This window comes from Enterobacter sp. BWH64 (assembly GCF_001037645.1).
Taxonomy (GTDB): domain Bacteria; phylum Pseudomonadota; class Gammaproteobacteria; order Enterobacterales; family Enterobacteriaceae; genus Enterobacter; species Enterobacter hormaechei_C.
Genome location: NZ_KQ089922.1, coordinates 873407 through 897822 on the forward strand (window position 1 = coordinate 873407; position 24416 = coordinate 897822).

The 24416-nt window shown below is 56.0% G+C and carries 22 protein-coding genes; 11 read left to right on the forward strand and 11 right to left on the reverse strand.

Annotation, left to right across the window (positions count from 1 at the left end):
* The first annotated feature begins 171 nt into the window (after positions 1-171).
* Positions 172-702: a single-stranded DNA-binding protein SSB1 gene (ssb1, locus tag SK50_RS04170; protein ID WP_006177466.1), complete on the forward strand. Its 531-nt coding sequence runs from the start codon at positions 172-174 to the stop codon at positions 700-702.
* A 61-nt stretch (positions 703-763) separates the two neighbouring features.
* Here the strand turns inward: ssb1 and SK50_RS04175 are convergent, their stop codons facing one another.
* Positions 764-1045 carry a YjcB family protein gene (locus SK50_RS04175; protein WP_048229107.1) on the reverse strand — a complete coding sequence of 94 codons (282 nt, stop codon included), beginning with the start codon at positions 1043-1045 and terminating at the stop codon, positions 764-766.
* 443 nt (positions 1046-1488) lie between these two features.
* Here SK50_RS04175 and SK50_RS04180 point away from each other — a divergent pair, with 443 nt between their 5' ends.
* Positions 1489-2889, forward strand: a complete 1401-nt coding sequence (locus tag SK50_RS04180; protein WP_048229109.1) for a sensor domain-containing diguanylate cyclase — start codon at positions 1489-1491, stop codon at positions 2887-2889.
* A gap of 265 nt (positions 2890-3154) precedes the next feature.
* Complete coding sequence (locus SK50_RS04185) at positions 3155-4720, forward strand: EAL domain-containing protein (protein ID WP_015570189.1); 1566 nt, start codon at positions 3155-3157, stop codon at positions 4718-4720.
* Between the two features lie 6 nt (positions 4721-4726).
* Here SK50_RS04185 and soxS read toward each other — a convergent pair whose 3' ends face one another.
* On the reverse strand, positions 4727-5053 hold the full coding sequence (soxS, locus tag SK50_RS04190) for a superoxide response transcriptional regulator SoxS (RefSeq protein WP_003860277.1): 327 nt from the start codon (positions 5051-5053) through the stop codon (positions 4727-4729).
* 98 nt (positions 5054-5151) lie between these two features.
* Here soxS and soxR point away from each other — a divergent pair, with 98 nt between their 5' ends.
* The 4 genes from soxR to SK50_RS04210 all read left to right on the forward strand — a co-directional run bounded on the left by soxR (position 5152) and on the right by SK50_RS04210 (position 10084).
* Positions 5152-5610, forward strand: a complete 459-nt coding sequence (soxR, locus tag SK50_RS04195) for a redox-sensitive transcriptional activator SoxR (RefSeq protein ID WP_003860275.1) — start codon at positions 5152-5154, stop codon at positions 5608-5610.
* A gap of 356 nt (positions 5611-5966) precedes the next feature.
* A complete protein-coding gene (locus tag SK50_RS04200; RefSeq protein ID WP_017694715.1) occupies positions 5967-6638 on the forward strand; it encodes a glutathione S-transferase family protein in 672 nt (223 codons plus the stop codon).
* A 297-nt stretch (positions 6639-6935) separates the two neighbouring features.
* Positions 6936-8285, forward strand: coding sequence for a guanine/hypoxanthine transporter GhxP (gene ghxP, locus SK50_RS04205; protein WP_006810466.1), 1350 nt, complete (start codon positions 6936-6938; stop codon positions 8283-8285).
* Between the two features lie 152 nt (positions 8286-8437).
* Positions 8438-10084: a Na+/H+ antiporter gene (locus SK50_RS04210; RefSeq protein ID WP_003860270.1), complete on the forward strand. Its 1647-nt coding sequence runs from the start codon at positions 8438-8440 to the stop codon at positions 10082-10084.
* Positions 10085-10159: 75 nt separating this feature from the next.
* On the opposite strand, the gene SK50_RS04215 is transcribed toward SK50_RS04210, so the two are convergent.
* Positions 10160-11047, reverse strand: a complete 888-nt coding sequence (locus tag SK50_RS04215) for a LysR family transcriptional regulator (RefSeq protein WP_017382631.1) — start codon at positions 11045-11047, stop codon at positions 10160-10162.
* A gap of 102 nt (positions 11048-11149) precedes the next feature.
* Between SK50_RS04215 and SK50_RS04220 the strand changes: the two genes are divergently transcribed.
* On the forward strand, positions 11150-11560 hold the full coding sequence (locus SK50_RS04220; RefSeq protein ID WP_017382632.1) for a CidA/LrgA family protein: 411 nt from the start codon (positions 11150-11152) through the stop codon (positions 11558-11560).
* Entirely contained in the window at positions 11553-12242 is a 690-nt protein-coding gene (locus tag SK50_RS04225) for an LrgB family protein (protein WP_017382633.1), read from the forward strand. Before SK50_RS04220 ends, SK50_RS04225 begins: the two co-directional genes overlap by 8 nt.
* A 33-nt stretch (positions 12243-12275) precedes the next feature.
* Here SK50_RS04225 and actP read toward each other — a convergent pair whose 3' ends face one another.
* The 3 genes from actP to acs form a co-directional block, all read right to left on the reverse strand.
* A complete protein-coding gene (actP, locus tag SK50_RS04230) occupies positions 12276-13925 on the reverse strand; it encodes a cation/acetate symporter ActP (protein WP_017382634.1) in 1650 nt (549 codons plus the stop codon).
* Positions 13922-14236 carry a DUF485 domain-containing protein gene (locus SK50_RS04235; RefSeq protein ID WP_017382635.1) on the reverse strand — a complete coding sequence of 105 codons (315 nt, stop codon included), beginning with the start codon at positions 14234-14236 and terminating at the stop codon, positions 13922-13924. The genes actP and SK50_RS04235 overlap by 4 nt, the downstream gene beginning before the upstream one ends.
* Positions 14237-14364: 128 nt before the next feature.
* Positions 14365-16323: an acetate--CoA ligase gene (gene acs, locus SK50_RS04240; RefSeq protein WP_048229113.1), complete on the reverse strand. Its 1959-nt coding sequence runs from the start codon at positions 16321-16323 to the stop codon at positions 14365-14367.
* A 423-nt stretch (positions 16324-16746) separates the two neighbouring features.
* Here acs and gltP point away from each other — a divergent pair, with 423 nt between their 5' ends.
* The gene (gltP, locus tag SK50_RS04245) at positions 16747-18060 is read left to right on the forward strand and encodes a glutamate/aspartate:proton symporter GltP (protein ID WP_015570199.1); all 1314 of its coding nucleotides are present in this window, start codon (positions 16747-16749) and stop codon (positions 18058-18060) included.
* 80 nt (positions 18061-18140) lie between these two features.
* On the opposite strand, the gene SK50_RS04250 is transcribed toward gltP, so the two are convergent.
* The 3 genes from SK50_RS04250 to fdhF all read right to left on the reverse strand — a co-directional run bounded on the left by SK50_RS04250 (position 18141) and on the right by fdhF (position 21558).
* On the reverse strand, positions 18141-18815 hold the full coding sequence (locus tag SK50_RS04250) for a tetratricopeptide repeat protein (RefSeq protein WP_015570200.1): 675 nt from the start codon (positions 18813-18815) through the stop codon (positions 18141-18143).
* Between the two features lie 121 nt (positions 18816-18936).
* A complete protein-coding gene (locus tag SK50_RS04255; RefSeq protein WP_023295770.1) occupies positions 18937-19089 on the reverse strand; it encodes a Hok/Gef family protein in 153 nt (50 codons plus the stop codon).
* Between the two features lie 321 nt (positions 19090-19410).
* On the reverse strand, positions 19411-21558 hold the full coding sequence (gene fdhF / locus SK50_RS04260; RefSeq protein ID WP_080024796.1) for a formate dehydrogenase subunit alpha: 2148 nt from the start codon (positions 21556-21558) through the stop codon (positions 19411-19413).
* A 256-nt stretch (positions 21559-21814) separates the two neighbouring features.
* On the opposite strand from fdhF, the gene SK50_RS04270 reads away from it, so the two are divergent.
* Entirely contained in the window at positions 21815-22546 is a 732-nt protein-coding gene (locus SK50_RS04270) for a response regulator (protein WP_015570202.1), read from the forward strand.
* On the opposite strand, the gene SK50_RS04275 is transcribed toward SK50_RS04270, so the two are convergent.
* Together SK50_RS04275 and SK50_RS04280 are read right to left on the reverse strand one after the other, a co-directional pair.
* Positions 22528-23547, reverse strand: coding sequence for a carbohydrate kinase family protein (locus SK50_RS04275; RefSeq protein WP_015570203.1), 1020 nt, complete (start codon positions 23545-23547; stop codon positions 22528-22530). The two genes, SK50_RS04270 and SK50_RS04275, sit on opposite strands and share 19 nt — an antisense overlap.
* Positions 23547-24407 (reverse strand): ketose 1,6-bisphosphate aldolase, encoded by an 861-nt coding sequence (locus tag SK50_RS04280; protein ID WP_023295772.1) that lies wholly within the window; start codon positions 24405-24407, stop codon positions 23547-23549. The genes SK50_RS04275 and SK50_RS04280 overlap by 1 nt, the downstream gene beginning before the upstream one ends.
* Between the last annotated feature and the right edge of the window lie 9 nt (positions 24408-24416).

Here is a 24416-nt window from a genome sequence, read left to right on the forward strand (position 1 = left end):
AAATGACCTGTTTGAATATACAGTATTGGAATGCATTTTCTGATTCACTGTGTAACAATGTCGAGTTCGCGGGAGAACTCTGGAACGTGCTACGCAACTATCAAAGTGCAGCATGGAAATGGTACACTCGCGCGTTTACACTATTAAGAAACGTATTCAGGAGACACGAACATGGCCAGCAGAGGCGTAAACAAGGTGATTCTCGTCGGTAATCTGGGCCAGGACCCGGAAGTACGCTACATGCCGAGTGGTGGCGCAGTTGCCAACATTACGCTGGCTACTTCCGAATCCTGGCGTGATAAAGCGACCGGAGAAATGAAAGAGCAGACCGAATGGCACCGCGTTGTGCTGTTTGGCAAACTGGCCGAAGTGGCCGGTGAGTATCTGCGTAAAGGTTCTCAGGTCTATATCGAAGGCCAGCTGCGTACCCGCAAATGGACCGACCAATCCGGCGCTGAGAAGTACACCACGGAAGTGGTGGTGAATGTGGGCGGCACCATGCAAATGCTGGGTGGCCGTCAGGGCGGTGGCGCACCGGCAGGTGGCGGTCAGAATCAGCAGCAGGGTGGTTGGGGTCAGCCTCAGCAGCCTCAGGGCGGCAACCAGTTCAGCGGCGGCGCGCAGTCCCGTCCGCAGCAGCAGTCTGCTCCGGCACCGTCTAACGAACCGCCAATGGATTTCGACGACGATATCCCGTTCTGATATCCAGACGCGTGAAAAACAAAAAACCCAGACAATGTCTGGGTTTTTTTATAACAGGCTATCAGGTAATCACCATCGGCCAGTCTGGCGGAGTGTGGCTCATGGCTTCAACCATCACCCCTTTAATGTTTTCCCAGACGGCGGCAATGTCTACCAGCGTAATGCCAAGCAAACCTGTCGCGAACCAGCATGCGGCGCCCAACCCTAACAGGGTGCTAATCACAGCAAGACCTGCGTAGTCGGACTTTCGAAACTGAATGTTTAACGTGCTGGCCAGGAACATCAAAACCGCGCTCAACAACGGCCAGCGCAGGAGCACCATGCTGGTGGTAATGGTTGCCATAAAACCCATCCTCGACAAAACAGACGAACTGGAATGAAACAATGTTTCTCGTTACATAAGATGTGTGAACTATATCACATTTGCTGTTTTATTCGCCAGTATCCGCGTGAGGTAAAAGTGGGATTATTGCCGGGGAAAATATATCGTCGTCGCTCAGAACGACGTCTGGTCGGAATTTTTATTTTTATTTCATCCAGATAGTAAAACCTTTGCAAAACGCCATCGGCTGTATAGCGTTTACAGCAGTATATCTATGGATTATGCTTGTGTGGAACAATAAATGTACCCGCAAAAATAATTCATCGCATTGAATTAATTGACTTTTTTGGATTTTGTATTCTTTGTTTTACACTCGGCATGCTCTTTGATTTCGTGGTCTTATTCTTTTATTCAGATATGAATTATTGCGGTTGCTCTCTCGATTAATGACCTGCGAAAAGATAATGAAAGAAAAAAGACGCGAGATTATTAACGACAGCATGCAGGCGTTGCACGCCCTGGCGAAGCTGATGCCGCAACTCAACGCGCAGTGTTCGCCGGTTGAAATGCTGGAAATTATCAACAGCGCACTGGGGGCAAATCTCTCATGGGTCAGTGTCGAATCCGCAGACGGGCCGCGCGTGGTTTGTGCCGGCGACGTGACGTGTCACGCCTTTAACGTGGCGGATTTTCTTGCCAGCACCCTGTTGCAGCGGCATCACCGCGCCTGGCGGGTTATCTACTGGAAAGAGCATATTGGCCGGGCGGTATTTTCCCCTCAGCACCCAGGCTATGCGCGGCTGCAAAGCGGCGTGCTGTGTAAATTCTCAGCGCATGGCAGACAGTGCAGTGGTTATTTCTTTTTGGCTTTTAATGAAAAACTGACCTCGTTGCCGATATTGAAAAATATCGTGGTGGTATTGGTTGAGAAGCTAAAAGATTATTTTGATGACATCATCGTGCGGGAAAAAACGGCGCAGGAAATGCAGCGCGTCGTCACGCAATATAAAACCTTATTTGAGCGTGCTCCGGTATTAATGAACGCCTTTGACAGGCATAACCGGTGTGTATTGTGGAATGCCGAATGCGAAAAAGTCTTTGGCTGGAGTATGACTGAAATCGGCGAGCATCCCGATCCGCTGGCCCTGTTTTACCCGGATCCTGAGGAGCGACAGCGCGTGCAGGAGTCGGTTCGTTTCGCACCACTTAAGGATATGTACGAATGGCACCCGGTGCGTAAAGACGGGACGCAGTTAACCATTCTCTGGTCAAACATCCTTTTGCCGGATAACTCCATTCTCAACATTGGCCTGGATATCACCGAACGTAAAAAAGCAGAACAGCAGCTGACCGTCAAAGCCACCACGGACGATCTGACGGGCTGGCTGAATCGCTCGACAATCTTACAGCGTCTCAAAATAGCGCTGGCAGCCAGTTCGCCGCAGGATGTCAGTAGCCGCTTCTGTCTCCTGATGTTCGATCTCGATTATTTCAAGCAGATCAACGATCGGTGGGGACATCAGGTTGGCGATGCGGCATTGATCCACTTTTGCGACCGTATTCGCGAGGTGAGCCCGGCCGGGTCGGCGCTGGGACGGGTGGGGGGCGAAGAGTTTGTTCTTCTGCTGGCGCACACGGATGGTATAGCCGCTACGTTGCTCTCTTCCCGGCTGCGTGCCGCGCTGATCTCAAAACCGCTGCGTGTGGGCGATAAAACGCTGGTACTCTCTTTCAGCGCCGGGGTGGTTGAAGTCTGTCAGGGGCAACGGGATACTTCTGCCATACTGATGCGTGCCGATAAGGCATTATATGACGCCAAGCGTACGGGAAGAGGAAAAACGGTCCTGGCGTCTGATTATTTATAAATCAGCATAAGAACAAAGAGCAGGCTATTTCAGCCAGCGAATTTTCCACACCTGTCGCGGGTAATTATTTTCCTTATCAGAAACGAAATGAATACTTTTAGTTTGGCTTACGGGAAAATATTATCGGCATCACGAATTTTAGGATTTTTAATACCAAAAGTCAGTTGCTAACTTCCCATGATTCATGCAACGTAATCACCTGTTTATCAAAGCAGCCGGTCTTCATTGCTACAGGCGTACAACATGCAGGGATACAGAGCGGGAAATGAATCGTAGCGCGCTGCGCAACATGCTCAAAGTGGTCGGGATTATCATGGTAGTTATGCTGCCGGTGATGCTTGCGCTATGGTTTGCCCAGCTTAGAGCCGTGTCGGAAATCAGCGCCCAGCTGCGCACGTTTGCTGAACTTGCTTTAAACAAAACTGAACGGGTTATTCAACAGGTTGATCTGGCCCGGGAAGACGCGGAAAAATATCAGGGAAAAGTGTGTACGCCGGAGCATCGTCAATATATGTTGAACGTTTCCCGCGGTCGTCTTTTTGTTGCCGATTTAATTTATGCTGAAGGCCAGTCGTTTCTCTGCTCGACCCTTTTTACGCCGGATCATCCTTACACCATTCCCGCTGCCAATTACACACGTAAACCCGACGTTGCTATCTATTATTTTCGCGATACGCCATTTTTTGATGGTTATAAAATGATATATATGCAGCGCGGAAATTATGTCGCAGTGGTCAACCCGCTTTCGTACAGTGAGGTGATGTCAGACGATCGTTCCCTGTCGTGGGGGGTGTATGACACCGTCAGCAATGCATTCTTTTCTGTAAGCCAGAAAGCCAATATTTCTTTATTGCATTCGATGCTTCGACATCAGGAAACGACTTTTCAGAAAGGTGACCGTTTTTATACGATCGTGAAATCCGGGCAGCGGCCGATTGCGGCCATCGTTTCAACCTCCAGCGCCCGTTTTTATAAAACGCTTTATCATCAGGCTACCCTGACGCTACCGCTGGGGATAATTTGCAGCATTATTATTCTGCTGGTGTGGTCGCGTACACACCGTGAATTCAATTCGCCTGGCCGACTTCTGCACCGGGCGCTGAATAAACGCCAGCTGTGCGTCCATTATCAGCCCATTATTGATATTAAAAATAACCAGTGCGTGGGGGCAGAGGCGTTGTTGCGCTGGCCTGGATTCAACGGTCAGGTTATGAGCCCGGCGGAATTTATTCCCCTGGCAGAAAAAGAGGGGATGATTGAGCGCATTACGGATTACGTCGTGGAGGAGGTGTTCAGCGATCTGGGCCATTTTCTTGCCGCTCATCCCGATCTGTATGTCTCGATTAACCTGTCGGCGTCGGATTTTCACTCTTCGCGTCTTATCGCCCTGATCTCCGACAAAGCCCGCTTTTACTCGGTTCGCGCGCAGCAAATCAAAATTGAGGTGACGGAGCGGGGGTTTATTGACGTGCCAAAAACCACGCCGGTCATTCAGGCGTTTCGCCAGGCGGGGTATGAAGTGGCGATTGATGATTTCGGAACCGGTTACTCTAACCTGCATAACCTCTATTCGCTGAACGTCGATATCCTGAAAATCGACAAATCCTTTATCGATACCTTAACCACCAACAGCACCAGCCACCTGATTGCCGAGCACATCATTGAGATGGCGCAAAGCCTGCGGCTGAAAACCATTGCGGAAGGGGTCGAGACGGGGGAGCAGGTGAGCTGGTTGCTGAAGCGTGGCGTGCAGTATTGTCAGGGATGGCACTTCGCGAAAGCGATGCCGCCCCAGGCATTTATGGCCTGGCAGCAGCAACCCTTGCGTTAACACGCATTAATTGAGCTGATGGCGGTAGTCGCTCGGCGTACGGTCAAACTCGCGGCGGAAGACGCGGGAAAAGGTCTGCTGCGACACATAGCCCAGATCCATTGCGATATCAAAAATGGGCCGCTGCGTTGAGCGTAACGCCTGCGCCGCCAGCAGGAGCCTGCGCTGGCGAATGTAATCACCCAGCGTTTGATGCATTACGGTGCGGAACATTCTCTGTAAATACCATTTCGAATAGCCCGACTTCTTAGCGACCACATCAATGTTCAACGGCTGGTCGATATGTTCATCAATCCATTCAATAAGTGTCTGAATAATTTGCTGATGCGACATAAGGTTACCCCTCTGTGGAGACATCTGTCCTGGTTGATTCGTCGTTTTCTCTGCGGGGGAGTATAATTCCTCAAGTTAACTTGAGGTAAAGAGGTTTTATGGAAAAGAGATTACCGCGCATCAAAGCGCTGTTAACCCCCGGTGAAGTGGCTAAGCGAAGCGGTGTGGCGGTGTCGGCACTCCACTTCTATGAAAGCAAAGGGTTAATAAAAAGTATCCGTAACGCCGGAAACCAGCGGCGCTACACCCGCGATGTGCTCCGCTACGTGGCGATCATCAAAATTGCGCAACGTATCGGCATTCCTCTGGCCACCATCGGTGACGCGTTCGGCGTATTGCCGGAAGGGCACTCGCTGAGCGCGAAGGAGTGGAAGCAGCTGTCGTCCCAGTGGCGAGAAGAGCTGGATCGTCGTATTCACACGCTGGTGGCCCTGCGCGATGAGCTGGACGGCTGCATTGGTTGCGGGTGTTTATCACGCAGCGATTGTCCGCTACGTAACCCGGGTGACAGGCTGGGCGAGCAGGGAACGGGGGCGCGGTTGCTGGAGGAGGATTGAGAGGTGTTTGCCGGATGGCGCTTCGCTTACCCGGCCTACGCTCTCGGTTTTGCTGGTCGGGTAAGGCGCAGCCGCCACCCGGCAACAAGCATAAAGAACTAAAGCGCCACTAAGGGCGCTTTAGTTTTTTCCGGTCTTTGTCTTTCTCTCTATCCCGCTGGCTCACGGGAGGGTTTCCCCCGACATCAGTACCCCTCGTGTCGAGCTTGTGGAGGAGGTTCCGGTTTGTACTGACACTTTAATTCTATGCCCGGCCGCCGTTTTTGCCACCGGAGACGGTGAGATTTTAGCCGAATTTTTTTCGTGAAGTTGTTCAGTTTTCTATAGTTAAAAAGTATGAATCACCGGAGAACATCATGCTAACGGTCCACCACCTTAATCAGTCTCGTTCACATCGCGTCCTCTGGGCGCTGGAAGAGCTGGGTCTGACGTATGAGATTGTGCGCTACCAGCGCGAGAAATCCATGCTTGCACCGGATTCGCTCAAAAAAGTGCATCCGCTGGGGAAATCCCCGGTACTGGAAGATAACGGACTGGTGCTGGCCGAATCAGGCGCGATTCTGGAATATCTTCAGGAAACGTACGATTCGGCGTCACGATTCAAACCGTTAGATCCCGCCCATAAAGTGCAGTATCGCTTCTGGCTGCATTACGCTGAAGGGTCTTTGATGCCGCTCCTGTTAATGAAGCTGGTGTTTAACAGCCTCGGCAAACCACCCGTCCCGTTTGGCCTGCGCACGCTGGGTAAGGCGCTGGGGCAGGGGGTGCAAAAAGCGTATCTCAACCGCCAGCTGGAAACGCATGCGCGCTTTATTAACGATCATCTTGCCGAAAACAGCTGGTTTGCCGGCGACACGCTGACCATGGCTGATATCCAGATGAGTTTTCCCCTCTTCGCCCTGCTGGCGAGAGGCGGCATCGACAATCTCGACCACATAGCGGCGTGGAAACAGAGAGTGGAGGCACGTCCGGGCTGGCAGACAACGCTTGCGAAAGGCGGCCCGCTGACAATCCCCGGCGAGGGATGAAATGTAACGAAATTGCGCATGGACGATAACGTTTGCGCATCCTCTGCTTAATTCTTCATCGTCATGAGGCAATTTTAGCGAAAAACGAGAAAGTTCAGTTGAAAAGGGCGGGTATTAGGCTAGATAATCGTTTGCCTACATTTGACCACCCGTTTTGTAAGCGCGGAGCTAAACGTTTGCTTTTTTTGTGACGCCCCTTTCGTCGCAAACGCAGCACAAGGATTTGACGTTTCGCTGGCAGTGGAGTCTCCACCACGCTTACGGACTTTCAATAAAAATTTTCAGGGGATGTTTTCTATGTCTACGCCATCTGCGCGTACCGGCGGTTCACTTGACGCCATGTTTAAAATTTCTGCTCGCGGCAGTACCGTGCGCCAGGAAGTTGTTGCCGGTCTGACCACGTTTCTGGCGATGGTGTACTCCGTCATCGTGGTGCCAGGCATGCTCGGCAAAGCGGGCTTCCCGCCAGCGGCGGTCTTCGTTGCCACCTGCCTGGTTGCGGGTGTGGGTTCGATTGTGATGGGCCTGTGGGCGAACCTGCCGCTGGCGATCGGGTGCGCCATCTCCCTGACCGCGTTTACCGCCTTCAGCCTGGTGCTGGGCCAGCATATCAGCGTCCCGGTAGCGCTCGGCGCCGTGTTCCTGATGGGCGTGCTGTTCACCGTAATTTCAGCAACCGGCATTCGTAGCTGGATTTTGCGCAACCTGCCGCAGGGCGTGGCGCACGGCACCGGCATCGGTATTGGCCTGTTCCTGCTGCTGATCGCTGCCAACGGCGTGGGTCTGGTCATCAAGAACCCGCTGGACGGCCTGCCGGTTGCGCTGGGTAACTTCGCGAGCTTCCCGGTGATCATGTCGCTGGTGGGTCTGGCGGTGATCATTGGCCTGGAAAAACTGAAAGTGCCGGGCGGCATTCTGCTGACCATTATCGGCGTGTCCATCGTCGGCCTGATCTTCGACCCGACCGTTCATTTCTCCGGGATTTTCGCCATGCCGTCGCTGAGTGATGACAAAGGCAACTCCCTGATTGGCAGCCTGGATATTGTGGGCGCGCTGAACCCGGTGATCCTGCCAAGCGTGCTGGCGCTGGTAATGACCGCGGTGTTTGATGCCACGGGCACCATCCGCGCGGTGGCCGGTCAGGCTAACCTGCTGGATAAAGACGGACAGATTATTGACGGCGGCAAAGCGCTGACCACCGACTCCCTGAGCAGCGTTTTCTCTGGCCTGGTAGGTGCGGCGCCTGCGGCGGTGTACATTGAGTCCGCAGCGGGTACGGCGGCAGGCGGTAAAACCGGCCTGACGGCCATCACCGTTGGCGTGCTGTTCCTGCTGATCCTGTTCCTCTCTCCGCTCTCTTATCTGGTGCCGGCTTACGCGACCGCACCTGCGCTGATGTACGTCGGCCTGCTGATGCTGAGCAACGTGGCGAAAATCGACTTCGCGGATTTTGTTGATGCTATGTCCGGCCTGATCACTGCGGTATTCATCGTGCTGACCTGTAACATCGTGACCGGCATTATGATCGGCTTCGCCTCGCTGGTGATTGGGCGTCTGGTCTCCGGTGAGTGGCGTAAGCTGAACATCGGTACCGTGGTCATCGCCGTTGCGCTGGTGGCGTTCTACGCGGGCGGCTGGGCCATCTGAATTGACTTTTTATGCGAAAACGGGTGGCTCAGGCCGCCCGTTTTTATTTTCAGGACTCATCCTGTTGCCTTTTACGTTACTCTGGAGAGGATAGAATAAGAGGCACGACGCCTCAGGTTTGGCATATAAGAAACACAGCAAACAGGGAACGCATGGAAATTTTCTTCACAATACTCATCATGACCCTTGTGGTCTCATTATCCGGGGTGGTTACACGCGTACTGCCCTTCCAGGTCCCCCTGCCTTTAATGCAAATAGCTATCGGTGCGCTGCTGGCGTGGCCGACGTTCGGTCTGCACGTGGAGTTCGATCCGGAACTGTTCCTCGTGCTGTTTATCCCGCCGCTGCTGTTTGCCGATGGCTGGAAAACGCCGACGCGCGAATTTCTGGAGCACGGGCGAGAGATCTTCGGCCTGGCGCTGGCGCTGGTGGTGGTCACCGTGGTCGGGATTGGTTTTCTGATCTACTGGGCCGTACCGGGGATCCCGCTCATACCCGCCTTTGCGCTGGCCGCCGTGCTGTCGCCTACCGACGCCGTGGCGCTGTCCGGCATTGTGGGCGAAGGGCGCATTCCAAAGAAAATCATGGGCATTTTGCAGGGCGAGGCGCTGATGAACGACGCCTCTGGCCTGGTCGCCCTGAAGTTTGCCGTGGCGGTTGCCATGGGCACCATGGTCTTTACCGTCGGCGGCGCGACCCTGGAATTCTTCAAGGTGGCGATTGGCGGTATCCTCGCGGGCTTCGTAGTGAGCTGGCTGTACGGACGCTCGCTGCGCTTCCTTAGCCGCTGGGGTGGTGATGAACCGGCGACGCAGATCGTCCTGCTGTTCCTGCTGCCGTTCGCCTCTTACCTGATTGCCGAACACATTGGCGTGTCGGGCATTCTGGCGGCGGTAGCCGCGGGGATGACCATCACCCGCTCCGGCGTTATGCGTCGCGCGCCGCTGGCGATGCGCCTGCGCGCGAACAGTACCTGGGCTATGCTCGAGTTTGTGTTTAACGGCATGGTGTTCCTGCTGTTGGGCCTGCAACTGCCGGGCATTATGGAATCCTCGCTGATTGCGGCCGAAGCGGATCCAAACGTTGAAGTCTGGATGCTGTTTACCGATATCGTGCTCATCTACCTTGCGCTGATGCTGGTGCGTTTCGGCTGGCTGTGGACGATGAAGAAATTCAGCGTTCGCTTCCTGACCAAAAAGCCGATGGAGTTTGGCTCGTGGACTACGCGCGAGCTGCTGATTGCCTCTTTCGCGGGCGTGCGCGGGGCGATCACCCTTGCTGGTGTGCTCTCCATTCCTCTGCTGCTGCCGACGGGTGACGTCTTCCCGGCGCGCTACGAGCTGGTGTTCCTGGCGGCGGGCGTGATCCTCTTCTCCCTGTTTGTCGGCGTGATTATGCTGCCGATTCTGCTGCAACATATTGACGCAGGGGACTCCTCGCAACAGCACAAAGAAGAGCGGATTGCCCGTGCGGCGACGGCGGAAGTGGCGATTGTCGCCATCGAGAAGATGGAGGAGCGTCTGGCCGCCGATGCCGAAGAGAACATTGATAACCAGCTGCTGAAGGAAGTCAGTTCACGCGTGATCGGTAATTTGCGTCGCCGTGCTGACGGACGTAACGACGTGGAAAGTTCGTTGCAGGAAGAGAACCTCGAACGCCGTTTCCGCCTGGCGGCGCTGCGCTCCGAGCGTGCCGAGCTGTATCACCTGCGCGCCACGCGGCAGATCAGCAACGAGACGCTGCAAAAGCTGCTGCACGATCTGGATCTGCTGGAAGCGTTGTTGATAGAGAATCAGTAGCGCTGTAATTGCCCGGTGGCGCTGCGCTTACCGGGCCTACGTGCTCGATCGGTTCCCTCTCCCTGTGGGAGAGGGTTAGGGTGAGGGTACCCAAAACCCCTCACAACATTGCAACCACGCCTGCGCGCTGTGCGACAGATAGACCCCTTCACGCCAGATCATCCCCAGCTGCCAGTGCAGGTCGCTCTCCAGCGGGATCCAGCGCAGCGTATTTTTATCCAGCCGCTCGCAGATCGGCTGCGGCAGAATGGCAATCCCCACGCCCGCCTGTACCATCGCCGCCAGAAAATCCCACTGGCCGCTGCGCACCGCAATGCGCGGCTTCACGTTATGCTGGTTAAACAGCGCCATCAGCTGGCGGCTTAAGGCGAAGTCTTCGTTGTAGATCAGCAGCGGGTGTTCACCGAGCAACTCGGGTTTCACCGAGTCTATCCTAAGCCAGTCGCCGCAGCGGGGCACCAGCACGCACAGCGGGTGGCTAAAGAGCGGCAGCGTCGCCAGTCCGCTCTCCTCCTCAACAGGGAGCGCGGTCATCGCCACGTCCAGTTCGCCGTTCATCACCGCCTGCTGCACGGTCAGGCCGCCAAATTCAGCAATTTTTAGCTCAACGCCGGGATAGCGCTGACGAAACAGGCTTATCGGGCCGGCCATCATCATGCCGACCATCGGCGGAATACCGAGCCGCAGCAGCCCTTTTGTCAGATGGTTGATGTCCCCAAGCTCGGCCTCCAGCTGGCGGAACTCCGCCAGAATTGCCAGCCCGCGCTCGAACACCACGCGACCGGTATCGGTCAGCAGTAGCTTGCGTCCGTCGCGGATCAGCAGGGTACAGTTCAGCTCATCTTCGAGGTTTTTCAGCATCTTGCTGATGGTTGGCTGGGTTACGAATAACTTCTCCGCTGCGCGGGTAAAACTTTGCTGGCGAACCACCTCGACAAAATAGCGCAGCGTTCTTATGTCCATGATTATTCCTCGAAACTATACCTTCGATGATTTTAATTCATTTCAGTCGATACCGTACGCTCACTATACTGGCGCCTCGTCTCATTTCTGAGGAAAACCCCCATGGCCGTGGCGTTAAGCCGTGTTACGCCTGCCGTTGTTCAACGACTCCAGGTACCGGTTCAGGTACTGCTTTACGCGGGACTGTTTGTTTTCGCGGAATATCTTGTCGACTGGCTGCATCTGCCTTTACCCGCCAACCTGGTGGGGATGGTGCTGTTGCTGACGCTGATCCTCTGTCGCGCGTTGCCCCTTAGCTGGGTGCGGGCCGGCGCACGCTGGCTGCTGGCGGAGATGCTGTTGTTCTTTGTGCCGGCTGTGGTGGCGGTGGTGAATTATGCCCAGTTGCTGATGGTCGACGGCTGGCGCATCTTTGCGGTTATCGCCCTGAGCACGATGATGGTGCTGGGCGCCACCGCCTGGGTGGTGGATAAAGTGTATCGCTTTGAAATCAGCAGGCAGAAGCATGACTAACTTTCAGATAAGCGTGCTGTGCCTGATTGCGACAGTCGTCATCTACTTTGCCAACAAGCGCCTGTATCGCCGCTTTCGCGCGCTGCCGCTGATGCCGCTGGTCTTTACGCCGATCCTGCTGGTGCTGATGCTGGTCTTCGGCCATATCTCCTGGCAGAACTACATTGGCGAATCCCACTGGCTGCTGTGGCTGCTTGGCCCGGCGACCATCGCCTTCGCCGTACCCGTTTATGACAACCTCGCTATTATCCGACGCCACTGGATGTCGCTCGGCGCGGGCGTCGTCACCGCGACGGTGGTGGCGGTGTGCAGCTCGGTCTGGCTGGCGCGGCTGTTTACCCTGTCGGATGAAATCCAGCGCAGTCTGGCGGTGCGTTCGGTGACCACGCCGTTTGCGCTGGCAGCCGCCAAACCGCTCGGTGGCCAGCCGGATCTGGTGGCGCTGTTTGTGGTGGTGACGGGCGTGTTCGGCATGGCAGTGGGGGATGTGCTGTTTCTGCGGCTTTCCATTCGCGAAGGGATGGCGAAAGGCGCGGGGTTTGGCGCGGCGTCGCACGGGGCGGGGACGGCACGTTCGTATGAGCTGGGACAGCAGGAGGGCGTTGTCGCGAGCCTGGTGATGATGCTTTCGGGCGTCACGATGGTGCTGATTGCGCCGCTGGTGGCGTGGGTGATGTTTTAAGCTCCCCGGCCAGAGCGACCGGGGAGAAAAGGCTTAGTGCGCGCGGCCCTGCTCAACGCCCAGGCCGGTTTGCGAGCGGATAAACTGGGCGCGGAATTTTTCACGCTCCAGGTTACCCTCCGGTGAATTATCGGTGGCAGAGAAGATCCAGATCCCGATAAACGCCACGGCAATGGAGAACAGCGCCGGGTATTCATACGGGAAGATAGCGCTTTCGTGACCGAGGATCTGCACCCAGATGGTCGGGCCGAGGATCATCAGAATCACCGCCGTCAGCAGGCCCAGCCAGCCGCCAATCATCGCCCCACGGGTGGTCAGTTTTGACCAGTACATGGAGAGCAGAATGATCGGGAAGTTACAGCTTGCCGCAATCGAGAAGGCCAGCCCGACCATAAAGGCGATGTTCTGTTTCTCGAACAAAATCCCCAGCAGGATGGCGACGACGCCCAGCACCAGCACGGTGATTTTGGAGACTTTCAGCTCATCGCGCTCGCTCGCGCCTTTGCGGAAGACGTTGGCGTAGAGGTCATGCGAAACCGCCGACGCGCCGGCCAGCGTCAGCCCTGCAACCACCGCGAGGATGGTGGCAAAGGCCACGGCAGAGATAAAGCCGAGGAACAGGTTGCCGCCCACCGCGTCGGCCAGATGCACCGCCGCCATGTTGTTACCGCCGATAAGCGCGCCCGCCGCGTCTTTAAACGCCGGGTTTGCCCCCACCAGCATGATTGCGCCGAAGCCGATGATAAAGGTCAGAATGTAGAAGTAGCCCATAAACCCGGTGGCGTAGAACACGCTTTTACGCGCTTCACGCGCATCTGACACCGTGAAGAAACGCATCAGGATATGCGGCAGGCCAGCGGTACCGAACATCAGGCCGAGACCGAGCGAGAGCGCGGATATCGGATCTTTCACCAGCCCGCCCGGGCTCATGATCGCTTCCCCTTTCGGGTGGACCGCCATCGCTTCGGTAAACAGATTATTGAAGCTGAACCCGACGTGCTTCATCACCATAAAGGCCATAAAGCTGGCGCCGAACAGCAGTAGTACCGCTTTGATGATCTGTACCCAGGTGGTGGCCAGCATGCCGCCGAACAGGACGTACATCACCATCAGCACGCCGACCAGCACCACCGCGACGTGGTAGTTCAGGCCGAACAGCAGCTCGATCAGTTTGCCCGCGCCGACCATCTGGGCGATCAGATAGAGTGCCACCACCACCAGCGAACCGCAGGCGGAGAGGGTACGAATCGGCCCCTGCTTCAGGCGATAGGAGGCGACGTCAGCAAAGGTATAGCGCCCCAGGTTACGCAGGCGCTCGGCAATCAGGAACAGAATGATTGGCCAGCCCACCAGGAACCCGAGGGAGTAGATCAGGCCGTCATACCCGGAGGTGTACACCAGCGCGGAGATCCCGAGGAACGAGGCGGCGGACATAAAGTCCCCCGCTATCGCCAGCCCGTTCTGGAAGCCGGTAATGTTGCCGCCCGCGGTGTAGTAATCGTTACGGGAGCGTACGCGTTTCGACGCCCAGTAGGTGATGTACAGCGTCAGCACCACGAAAATCAGGAACATGATAATCGCCTGCCAGTTGGTTGGCTGGCGCTGAACCTCGCCGGTAAGGGCATCTGCCGCATGGGCAGCAAAGGGAAGTGTGGCGGCTAGCGCCGTCAGGACTCGCTTCATGATGCTTTTACCTCGCGCAGAACTTCTCTGTTAAGACGATCGAATTCACCGTTCGCACGCCAGACGTACACACCCGTGAGCACAAACGAAATGATGATCACGCCAATCCCAATCGGAATACCGCGCGTGACGCTGGTACCCTCATGCAGCGGGGTGCCCAGCCAGTGCGGCGCAAAGGCGATCAGCAGAATAAAGCCGACGTAGATAATCAGCATGATGATGGAAAGGATGAAGGCAAACCGTTGCCGTTTTTCGACGAGCTCCCTGTAGTGCGCACTATTCTCTATCTGCTGACAAATATCGTTATTCATCACAGAGTCTCCAGAAGTAAGGTTGGTTTGTTTTTATCCCCTCTCCCCTGTGGGGAGAGGGTGAGGGGAGGAAGGTGCGGTCTGATGCCCTCACCCCGGCCCTCTCCCACGGGGAGAGGGAGAAAACACTAGGAAGGCATTGCGATGGCCTGCTTCTCTTCGAGCAGTTTGTCCACCACGCCAGGATCGGCCAGCGTTGAGGTATCACCGAGGTTACTGGTGTCGCCCGCCGCGATTTTGCGCAGGATACGGCGCATAATCTTGCCGGAACGGGTTTTCGGCAGCGAGTCGGTCCAGTGCAGCACGTCCGGCGTGGCAAGCGGGCCGATCTCTTTACGCACCCAGTTGCGCACCTCGGTATACAGCTCTGGCGACGGCTCTTCGCCGTGGTTCAGGGTGACGTAGGCGTAGATCGCCTGGCCTTTGATGTTGTGAGGAATGCCGACAACCGCCGCTTCGGCAATTTTCGGATGCGACACCAGCGCAGACTCAATCTCCGCCGTGCCCAGACGGTGGCCGGAGACGTTCAGCACGTCGTCCACGCGTCCGGTGATCCAGTAATAACCGTCTTCATCCCGGCGCGCGCCGTCGCCGCTGAAGTACATGTTTTTGAAGGTCGAGAAGTAGGTCTGCTCGAAGCGCTCATGGTCGCCGAACAGGGTACGCGCCTGGCCAGGCCAGGAATCGACGATCACCAGGTTGCCCTCGGTAGCGCCTTCCTGCGGATTGCCTTCGTTGTCCACCAGCGCAGGCTGCACGCCGAAGAACGGACGGGTGGCCGAACCGGCTTTCAGCTGCGTGGCACCCGGCATCGGGGTGATCATGAAGCCGCCGGTTTCGGTCTGCCACCAGGTGTCCATCACCGGGCACTTCTCGTTGCCGATCTTCTTCCAGTACCACTCCCAGGCTTCCGGGTTGATCGGCTCGCCCACGGAGCCGAGGATGCGCAGGGAAGAGCGGTCGGTCCCTTCGATGGCTTTATCGCCTTCCGCCATTAGCGCACGGATCGCCGTTGGCGCGGTATAGAGAATGTTGACCTGATGCTTATCAACCACCTGGCACATACGCGCCGGGGTCGGCCAGTTCGGTACGCCTTCAAACATCAGCGTCGTTGCGCCGCAGGCCAGCGGGCCGTACAGCAGGTAGCTGTGACCGGTGACCCAGCCCACGTCGGCAGTACACCAGTAGATGTCGCCCGGATGATAGTCGAAAACGTATTTAAAGGTGGTGGCCGCATAGACCAGATAACCGCCGGTGGTATGCAGCACGCCTTTCGGCTTACCGGTGGAGCCGGAGGTATACAGGATAAACAGCGGATCTTCCGCGTTCATCTCTTCCGGCTGATGCTGGTCGCTCGCGTTTTCAATCAGATCGCTCCACCACAGGTCGCGCCCCTCGTGCCAGTCGATTTTGCCGCCCGTGCGCTTGAGGACAATGACGTTGTTGATGGATTTTACGTTCGGGTTTTTCAGCGCTTCATCAACGTTTTTCTTCAGCGGAATACCGCGCCCGGCGCGCACGCCCTCGTCAGCGGTGATCACCAGCTTCGAATTTGAGTCGACAATACGCCCGGCAACCGCCTCCGGCGAGAAACCGCCGAAGATAACGGAGTGGATCGCACCGATGCGCGCGCAGGCCAGCATAGCCACGGCGGCTTCCGGCACCATTGGCATATAGATCGCCACCACATCGCCTTTTTTAATGCCCTGGGCCAGCAGCACGTTGGCAAAGCGGCACACGTCGCGATGAAGTTCGTTATAGGTGATATGTTTACTCTGAGAGGCATCGTCGCCTTCCCAGATGATGGCCGTTTCGTTGCCGCGTTCAGCAAGATGGCGGTCCAGGCAGTTCGCCGCCAGGTTCAGCGTGCCGTCTTCATACCATTTAATGGAGACGTTGCCCGGCGCGAAAGAGGTGTTCTTTACCTTCTGATAAGGTTTGATCCAGTCGAGGATGTGGCCCTGCTCACCCCAGAACGCGTTAGGGCTGGAAACGGACTGCTGGTATTTCTCCTGGTATTGCTCCGGGCTTATCAGGCAACGGTCCGCAATGTTTGCGGGAATGTCGTGTTTGTGTATTTGGCTCATGGCTTTTTTTCTCCTTGTAAGATGTTAATAATATGTCGCAAAAACGTTAATAGTAGGGGCTTTACAAGCTTTGTTTAGTATTTGGGCGACAGATCACGCAATGTCTGAAGAGTATGAAAATTGAGCGAATGAAACTTTGAAGAGAAATAATTCACCTGAAGAATTATTCACTTTTTTGAAGTGAAAATATTTTGTATAACAAATGGTTATTTATGCGAATTGCTATAAATTGCCGTCAATGACACTTTTTGCAGTGAAATGCCTTGTTCTTTAAGGCTTGCGCAGCATGCCGTGCAAATGATACTCATACGGCGCGTTAAAAAATCCCATAAACCAACGCAACACAATTCATACCCTTTCAGTATGTCTCCATATTCATGCAGTTTTGATGGTACGGAGATTTCATTGAGGAAGTCAGTTTCTATGAAAAATTTGAAAGTCAGCCTGGCCTGGCAGATCCTGCTGGCCCTTGTGCTGGGCATCTTGCTGGGCAGTTACCTCCATTATCATAGCGACAGCCGCGAGTGGCTGATTGCGAACCTTCTCTCACCTGCGGGCGATATCTTTATTCATCTGATCAAGATGATTGTTGTGCCGATTGTGATCTCGACGCTGGTGGTTGGTATCGCGGGTGTCGGTGATGCGAAACAGTTAGGCCGCATCGGCGTTAAAACTATTCTCTATTTCGAAGTGATCACCACGGTTGCCATCGTTCTTGGCATCACCCTGGCGAATGTGTTCCAGCCTGGTGCCGGGATCGATATGTCGCAGCTGGCGACGGTGGATATTTCGAAATACCAAAGCACAACCGCCGATGTGCAGAGCCATTCGCATGGGCTGATGGGGACTATTCTCTCGCTGGTGCCGACCAACATTATCGCGTCCATGGCGAAGGGCGAGATGCTGCCGATCATCTTCTTCTCGGTACTCTTTGGTCTGGGGCTTTCTTCCCTGCCTGCGACGCACCGTGAACCGCTGGTCACCGTGTTCCGATCTGTCTCCGAAACCATGTTCAAAGTCACCCACATGGTGATGCGTTATGCGCCGGTCGGGGTATTCGCGCTGATTGCGGTGACCGTAGCGAACTTCGGCTTTGCCTCCCTGTGGCCGCTGGCGAAGCTGGTGATTCTGGTGCACTTCGCGATTCTGTTCTTCGCGCTGGTAGTGCTGGGCATTGTGGCGCGCCTGTGCGGGCTCAGCATCTGGATCCTGATCCGCATCCTGAAGGATGAGCTGATTCTGGCCTACTCCACGGCAAGCTCCGAGAGCGTACTGCCGCGTATCATTGAGAAGATGGAGGCCTACGGTGCGCCGGCGTCCATTACCAGCTTCGTGGTGCCAACGGGTTACTCCTTTAACCTGGATGGTTCGACGCTGTATCAGAGTATTGCGGCAATCTTTATCGCGCAGCTGTACGGCATTGACCTGTCGCTGTGGCAGGAGATCGTGCTGGTTCTGACGCTGATGGTGACTTCAAAAGGCATCGCAGGCGTGCCGGGCGTCTCCTTCGTGGTGCTGCTGGCGACGCTGGGCAGCGTCGGTATTCCGCTGGAAGGCCTGGCGTTTATTGCCGGTGTGGACCGTATCCTAGACATGGCGCGTACTGCGCTGAACGTGGTGGGTAATGCGCTGGCGGTGCTGGTAATCTCCAAGTGGGAACACAAGTTCGACCGTAAAAAAGCGCTGGCGTATGAACGCGAGGTGCTGGGTCGTTTTGATAAAACGGCTGACCAGTAACATTCTAAGCCCGGTGGCGCTGCGCTTACCGGGCCTACGGGTTTTGTAGGCCGGGTAAGGCGAAGCCGCCACCCGGCACGTTACTCCCCGCTCAACGCATCAAACTCTTCACACCCGGTATCAAACCCTTCGGTACAGCTCAGGTTTAACCAGTAAAGCGCTTTCTGTTTATTCGGTGTGATAAAGCCTTTCTCACCCTGCCTGAACAGCATTCCTGCCCAGTACTCCGCATAGCCCGTCCGGGACAGAGCCGAACTCCGCTTGAACCACGACGCGGCCTGCACGTCATCCTGAGGGACTTCAACGCCGTTGGCATAGATCAGCCCCAGCAGCTGTTGCGCGTCTACCGCCGAGTCGCTATCGATGTCTTCGGTCGCCGATTGCAGCAGTGCGATGGCCTGCGGGTAGTCGGTTTTGCCCGCCTGCGTGTTCACCAGCACCCGCGCCAGCATGATCGCGCCGCGTTTGCTGCCCGCAATGTTTGCCTGCTGGGCCAGGGCTTTAGCCTGCGCATAGTCACCCTGCGAAAAGTGGATTTGCGACAGCAGCGCCATGGCGTCGACATCACCGCCTTTTGCCGCTTTTTCCGCCCACAGCGCCGCCTGCGCGCTGTCACCGGAACTGAACCAGGTATCGGCAAGATAATACTGCGCGCGCGCATCGCCCGCTTCAGCCTGCTTTTTATACTGGCTGCCTATCTCATCGGCATGGGCAAACGCGGTTAAAAATAACAACATCAGAAAAAGGGTTTTCATGGATTCTTATCATCTGGGTACACGCCGCGCAGTATAATCGCGGCGACAGAAGAAAAAAACGGGTGCGTTAAGACCTCAGCATCCCACAAGCCGGGCGGAACACGCGTTCCGCCCGAAGAGGTTAGCCTGCGTTACAGGCTAATTTCGCCGCCACCTCCTGATGTTCACTCTTTATTGAAAACTCACATAACTTATCGCGAGTAATAAAGGTAAAGATCACTATCGTCAGGCAAATAATAAAGACGATGCCTAACGTAGTTTTTAATGGCGTCATGCCTTTTACTCCTTGTGAAAAAAAGAATAAGAGGCTACTCTCAACCTGTTGGTTGTTGAGGGGTAGCCTCGGGTAAATGCAAATTTCCCGGGGCTTTCCACTTTCTGTCCCTCAACAATGCTCAAGACAGAAAGTCTTAAGCACCCGCCGCATATCTTATCTCGCTGAATTAAAATGCAAAGATGTAATTAATTTTCGTGCAAATTACATTTTTTCTGCGAGACATCTTCAGAAATATATATAGATGTAATTAATAGCGATGCCAGAAATAATAATGGGGTGAATATCTCACCCCATTTAGTCAGCGATTAATTAACGGCTTCATCCCATTGCGCTTTCGCGCAGGCGGGCTTTCAGCTTGTTATATTCGTCGATCACATACTGTTCCGCAGCGTGTTGATCCGCTATTGGCTCCACGTTTACGGCGCAGTATTTATACTCCGGCGTTTTGGTTATCGGGCTTAAGTTCTCCGTCACCAGCTCGTTACAGGCGCCAATCCACCACTGGTAGGTCATATAGACTGCCCCTTTGTTTGGACGGTCGCTGACCTGCGCGCGGGTAATGATGCGGCCTTTACGCGAGTTCACCCACACCAGCGCTTCATCTTCAATACCGAGACGTTCGGCATCGGCGGTGTTGATCTGCGCGTAGCCCGGTTCATCCGCCAGCGCCGCCAGCGCGGCGCAGTTACCGGTCATGGAACGGCAGGAGTAGTGGCCCACTTCACGCACGGTGGAGAGCACCATCGGATACTCGTCGGTGAGCTTATCGATCGGCGCGACCCAGTCGCAGGTGAAGAACTGCGCCAGCCCGTTCGGGGTGTCGAACTTCTCTTTAAAGAGGTATGACGTCCCCTGATCGGATTCTGATTCATCCCGGCACGGCCACTGGATGTAGCCCAGCTCACCCATTTTTTCATAGGTTGCCCCATAAAAGTCCGGGCACAGATGCCGCAACTCGTCCCAGATCTCCTGGGTGTTGTTGTAGTGCATCGGGTAGCCCATGCGGGTGGCGATTTCGCTGATGATCTGCCAGTCCGTTTTCAGATCCCACTTCGGCTCGACGGCCTTGAAGAAGCGCTGGAAGCCGCGGTCTGCCGCCGTATAGACACCTTCATGCTCGCCCCAGGAGGTCGACGGCAGAATCACATCCGCCGCCGCCGCGGTTTTGGTCATAAAGATATCCTGAACAATCACCAGCTCCAGATCCTCAAAGCCTTTGCGCACCGCAGACAGTTCGGCGTCGGTCTGGAGCGGATCTTCACCCATGATGTAGGCCGCACGTACTTCACCGTGCGCCGCGCGGTGCGGCAGCTCGCTGATGCGGTATCCGGTGTGTGCCGGCAGACTTTCCACGCCCCAGGCCTTCGCAAACTTCTCGCGGTTTTCCGGGAATTTGACGTACTGGTAGCCCGGATAGGTGTCCGGCAGCGCGCCCATATCACACGCACCCTGCACGTTATTCTGACCACGCACCGGGTTCACGCCCACATGCGCTTTACCCAGATTGCCGGTCAGCATGGCGAGGCTGGTGAGCGAGCGCACGGTTTCCACGCCCTGGTAGAACTGGGTCACGCCCATGCCCCACAGAATGGCGGCGGTTTTCGCTCCGGCGTACATCCGCGCCGCCTGGCGGATCTCCTGCGCGCTGACGCCGGTTATCGCCTCTACTGACTCCGGCGTATAGCCTTCGACAATCTTGCGATACTCTTCAAACCCTTCCGTACGGCTCGCGACAAACGCCTGGTCGTAGAGGTTCTCCTCAATAATGACATGCCCCATCGCATTCAACAGCGCGATGTTCGAGCCGTTTTTCAGTGCGATGTGCATATCCGCAATGCGCGCGGTTTCAATTTTACGCGGATCGCAGACGATGATTTTCGCCCCGTTCTGTTTGGCGCGAATAACGTGATTCGCGACGATAGGGTGAGAATCCGCCGGGTTATAGCCGAAGATGAACACCAGATCGGTGTTATCTATCTCATTGATGGCATTACTCATTGCGCCGTTACCGACCGACTGGTGCAGACCTGCAACCGATGGGCCGTGTCAGACGCGAGCGCAGCAGTCGACGTTATTGGTACCAATAACGGCGCGCGCGAATTTTTGCATCACATAGTTGGTTTCATTCCCGGTTCCGCGTGAGGAGCCGGTGGTCTGAATCGCATCCGGGCCATACTTGGCCTTGATGGCGCTGAGGCGCGTGGCGACGTAATCCAGCGCTTCATTCCAGGAGACGGCTTCCAGCTTGCCGCCGCGCTCGCGGCGGATCATAGGGGTTTTCAGGCGCGGCGTGAGGATTTGGGTATCGTTAATAAAATCCCAGCCGTAGTACCCTTTCAGGCACAGCGTGCCCTGATTGGTTTTACCCTGCGCCGCTTCCGCCCGGACGATTTTGCCGTTATCGACCACCAGGTGGATCTTGCAACCTGAGGCACAATAAGGGCAAACCGTGACGACTTTTTTCATCACTTTGCTCCAGTTAAACAGTTCTTACCTGCCCAATATGCAGCTTCTATGCCATGTTTTTACTATGGGTATTTCCTGACTTTACGACCCTTTGCGGGGCAAAACCCTGACGAAAAACAGCCAATCGTCAAAATTGACGTGTCGAAAGGGCAGGGGATGTGACATGGATTGAATTTCCGTCACGTAAAAAACAATTCGGCTGGAGCCAGCGGCAGAATGGTTCAGACTTAACATAATCCCCTGACGGAAGCATGCGATGAAACCGGCGATTCTGGTGGTTGATGATGATGTCGCAGTCTGCGAACTGCTACAGGATGTGCTCAGCGAGCACGTCTTTACCGTGCTGACGTGTCACACCGGTCAGGACGCGGTGAACCGTGTCCAGCAGGACCCTGGCATTGCGCTGGTTCTGCTGGACATGATGCTGCCGGATATCAACGGATTACAGGTTTTGCTGCAACTGCAAAAGCAGCGACCATCGCTACCGGTGGTGATGCTGACGGGGCTGGGAAGTGAATCAGATGTGGTCGTCGGGCTGGAAATGGGCGCCGATGATTACATCGGAAAACCGTTCAATCCGCGCGTGGTGGTCGCCCGCGTTAAGGCGGTGCTGCGTCGAACCGGCGCGCTGGACGCGGAGCCTGCCGCGCCGCGCGTTGAAGGTATTACCTTTAACGGCTGGACGCTGGACACCACCCGCTGCGAGCTGAGCGATCCGCAGCGTAATACCGTGCCATTAACCCAGGGCGAATACGGCCTGCTGCTGGCATTAACGCAAAACGCCCGCCGGGTACTGAGCCGTGAACAGCTGCTGGAGCTGACCCACAGCGAAAGCGCCGAGGTCTTTGACCGCACTATCGACGTGTTGATCATGCGGCTACGGCGAAAAATTGAGGTCAATCCGCACCAGCCTTTGCTGATCAAAACCATTCGCGGTCTGGGCTATGTTTTTGCCACGGACGTTTCCCATCATGAGAAAGCCGCCTGACCGTTCTCCTGAATAAACGCCTGAAGCTCGGCCAGCGTTTTCGCGCCGTCAATCGCATTGGCCGCCAGCAGGCTGGCCCGCGCGCAGGCGTGCGCCAGATAAATACTCTCGGTAAGCGACAGCGATTCATGGCAACCGTATAAAAAGCCTGCGCAAAACGCGTCGCCCGCACCGACGCTGCCGATAATCTCGTCCTGCGTCAGCTTCCACGAAGGAACCCATTGCCCTTTTTCACCCGGCGCTTCACCCCATGCCCCTTCCGGACAGTGGATCACTACCCGCTGCCGCACGCCTGCCGCCAGCAACTGTGCGGCAGCGTCGGCGATATGGACCATGTTCAGCGCACCATGACCGTCGCGGATCTCAAGCCCGCTAAACTCACCGGCTTCCAGCTCGTTAATCACCATATAATCAAGATGACGCAGGGCAGGGAGCACCAGCGGCTGATAGCGCGGATCGCCCTTGCGGGAGACCAGATCGAGCGAGGTTTCATACCCCTGATCGCGCATCTGTGCCAGTAACCGCGCGCTGCGGGTGCCAAACTCCTCGTCCGGCATGTCCAGGCTGTCGAGCAGCAGCAGATAGCCGAGATGGAAGATCTTCAGCGATCCGTCTAAACGATCGAAGGCGGGAAGATCCAGCAGGCGGTTGGCGCCCGGCGAGTGGAAAAAGGTGCGCTGTCCGCTGGGGTCGGTCATTACCTGCGACATCGACGTTGGGGCGAACGTCGTGCGCTGCACGCGCTGGCGATTGACGTGATACTGGTCGAGCATCGCCAGAATATAGTCTCCGTCGCTGTCTTCCCCAATCAGCCCCACCGCCTGTAACGGCAGGCCGACGTGCATTTTCGCCAGCGTCAGCAGAACGTTGAGCGGCGCACCGCCGGTTGAGCGCTCACTGTGGGTGATTTCCGCCAGCCAGCCGCGCTCCGGCCACTGTACGATCTGGTGGACGTGATCCACCAGCATGTTGCCTGCGGCGATAATCCCTTTGCGTTCCATTATGCCTGCCCCGCGCTGCCGAAGATGCGCATCTGCTCCGCGACCGTATCGGTAATGGCCTCTTCAATGCCCAGCAGCAGTTCGGCAAACTCATCGTACAGCGGCTGGCGGTTTGCCATGCGCTGCTCAACGGCGGCGAGCGCGGCCTGCGACATGCCGGTATAGAAGTTGATTTTATGAATGCCCAGCTCGATGGCGCGGCGGAAGTCGGCATCGCTGATGCCAGAGCCGCCGTGTAACACCAGCGGCAGGCCCGTCTGCTGGCGAATGGCGTCCAGACGGGGGAAATCAAGCTTCGGCTCGCCCTTGTATTTGCCGTGCGCGTTGCCAATGGCGACCGCCAGCGCGTCGATACCGGTTAAATCGACAAACTCGCGCGCCAGCTGTGGGTCGGTAAAGAACGCTTCATCCGCATGCCCATACAGTGCGCCGCCTTCATCTCCGCCGACTGCGCCCAGCTCCGCCTCCACCGAGACGCCCACCGCGTGGCACATCTTCACCACTTCCCGGGTCTGGCGGATATTTTCCTCATAGCTCAGCGTCGAGCCGTCGAACATCACCGAGCTGAACCCTAAGCGCAGGGCGCGCACGACGGCCTCAAAATGCAGCCCGTGGTCGAGGTTCAGCACCACGGGAATATCGTGACGGGCGGCTTCGAACTTCACCGCTTCAACAAGCGACTCCAGAGACACGTACTTAAAATGCACTTCGGCGATGTTGATGATAAACGGCGAGCGTTCCTGCTTCGCGGCGGCAAACAGCGCGCGCAGAAAATGGGAGTCGAGAACGTTGAACGCGCCCAGGGCGTAGCGGTGTTCTCTGGCGTGTGCCAGACCGTCGGCAAGAGAAATCAATGGCATCATTCACTC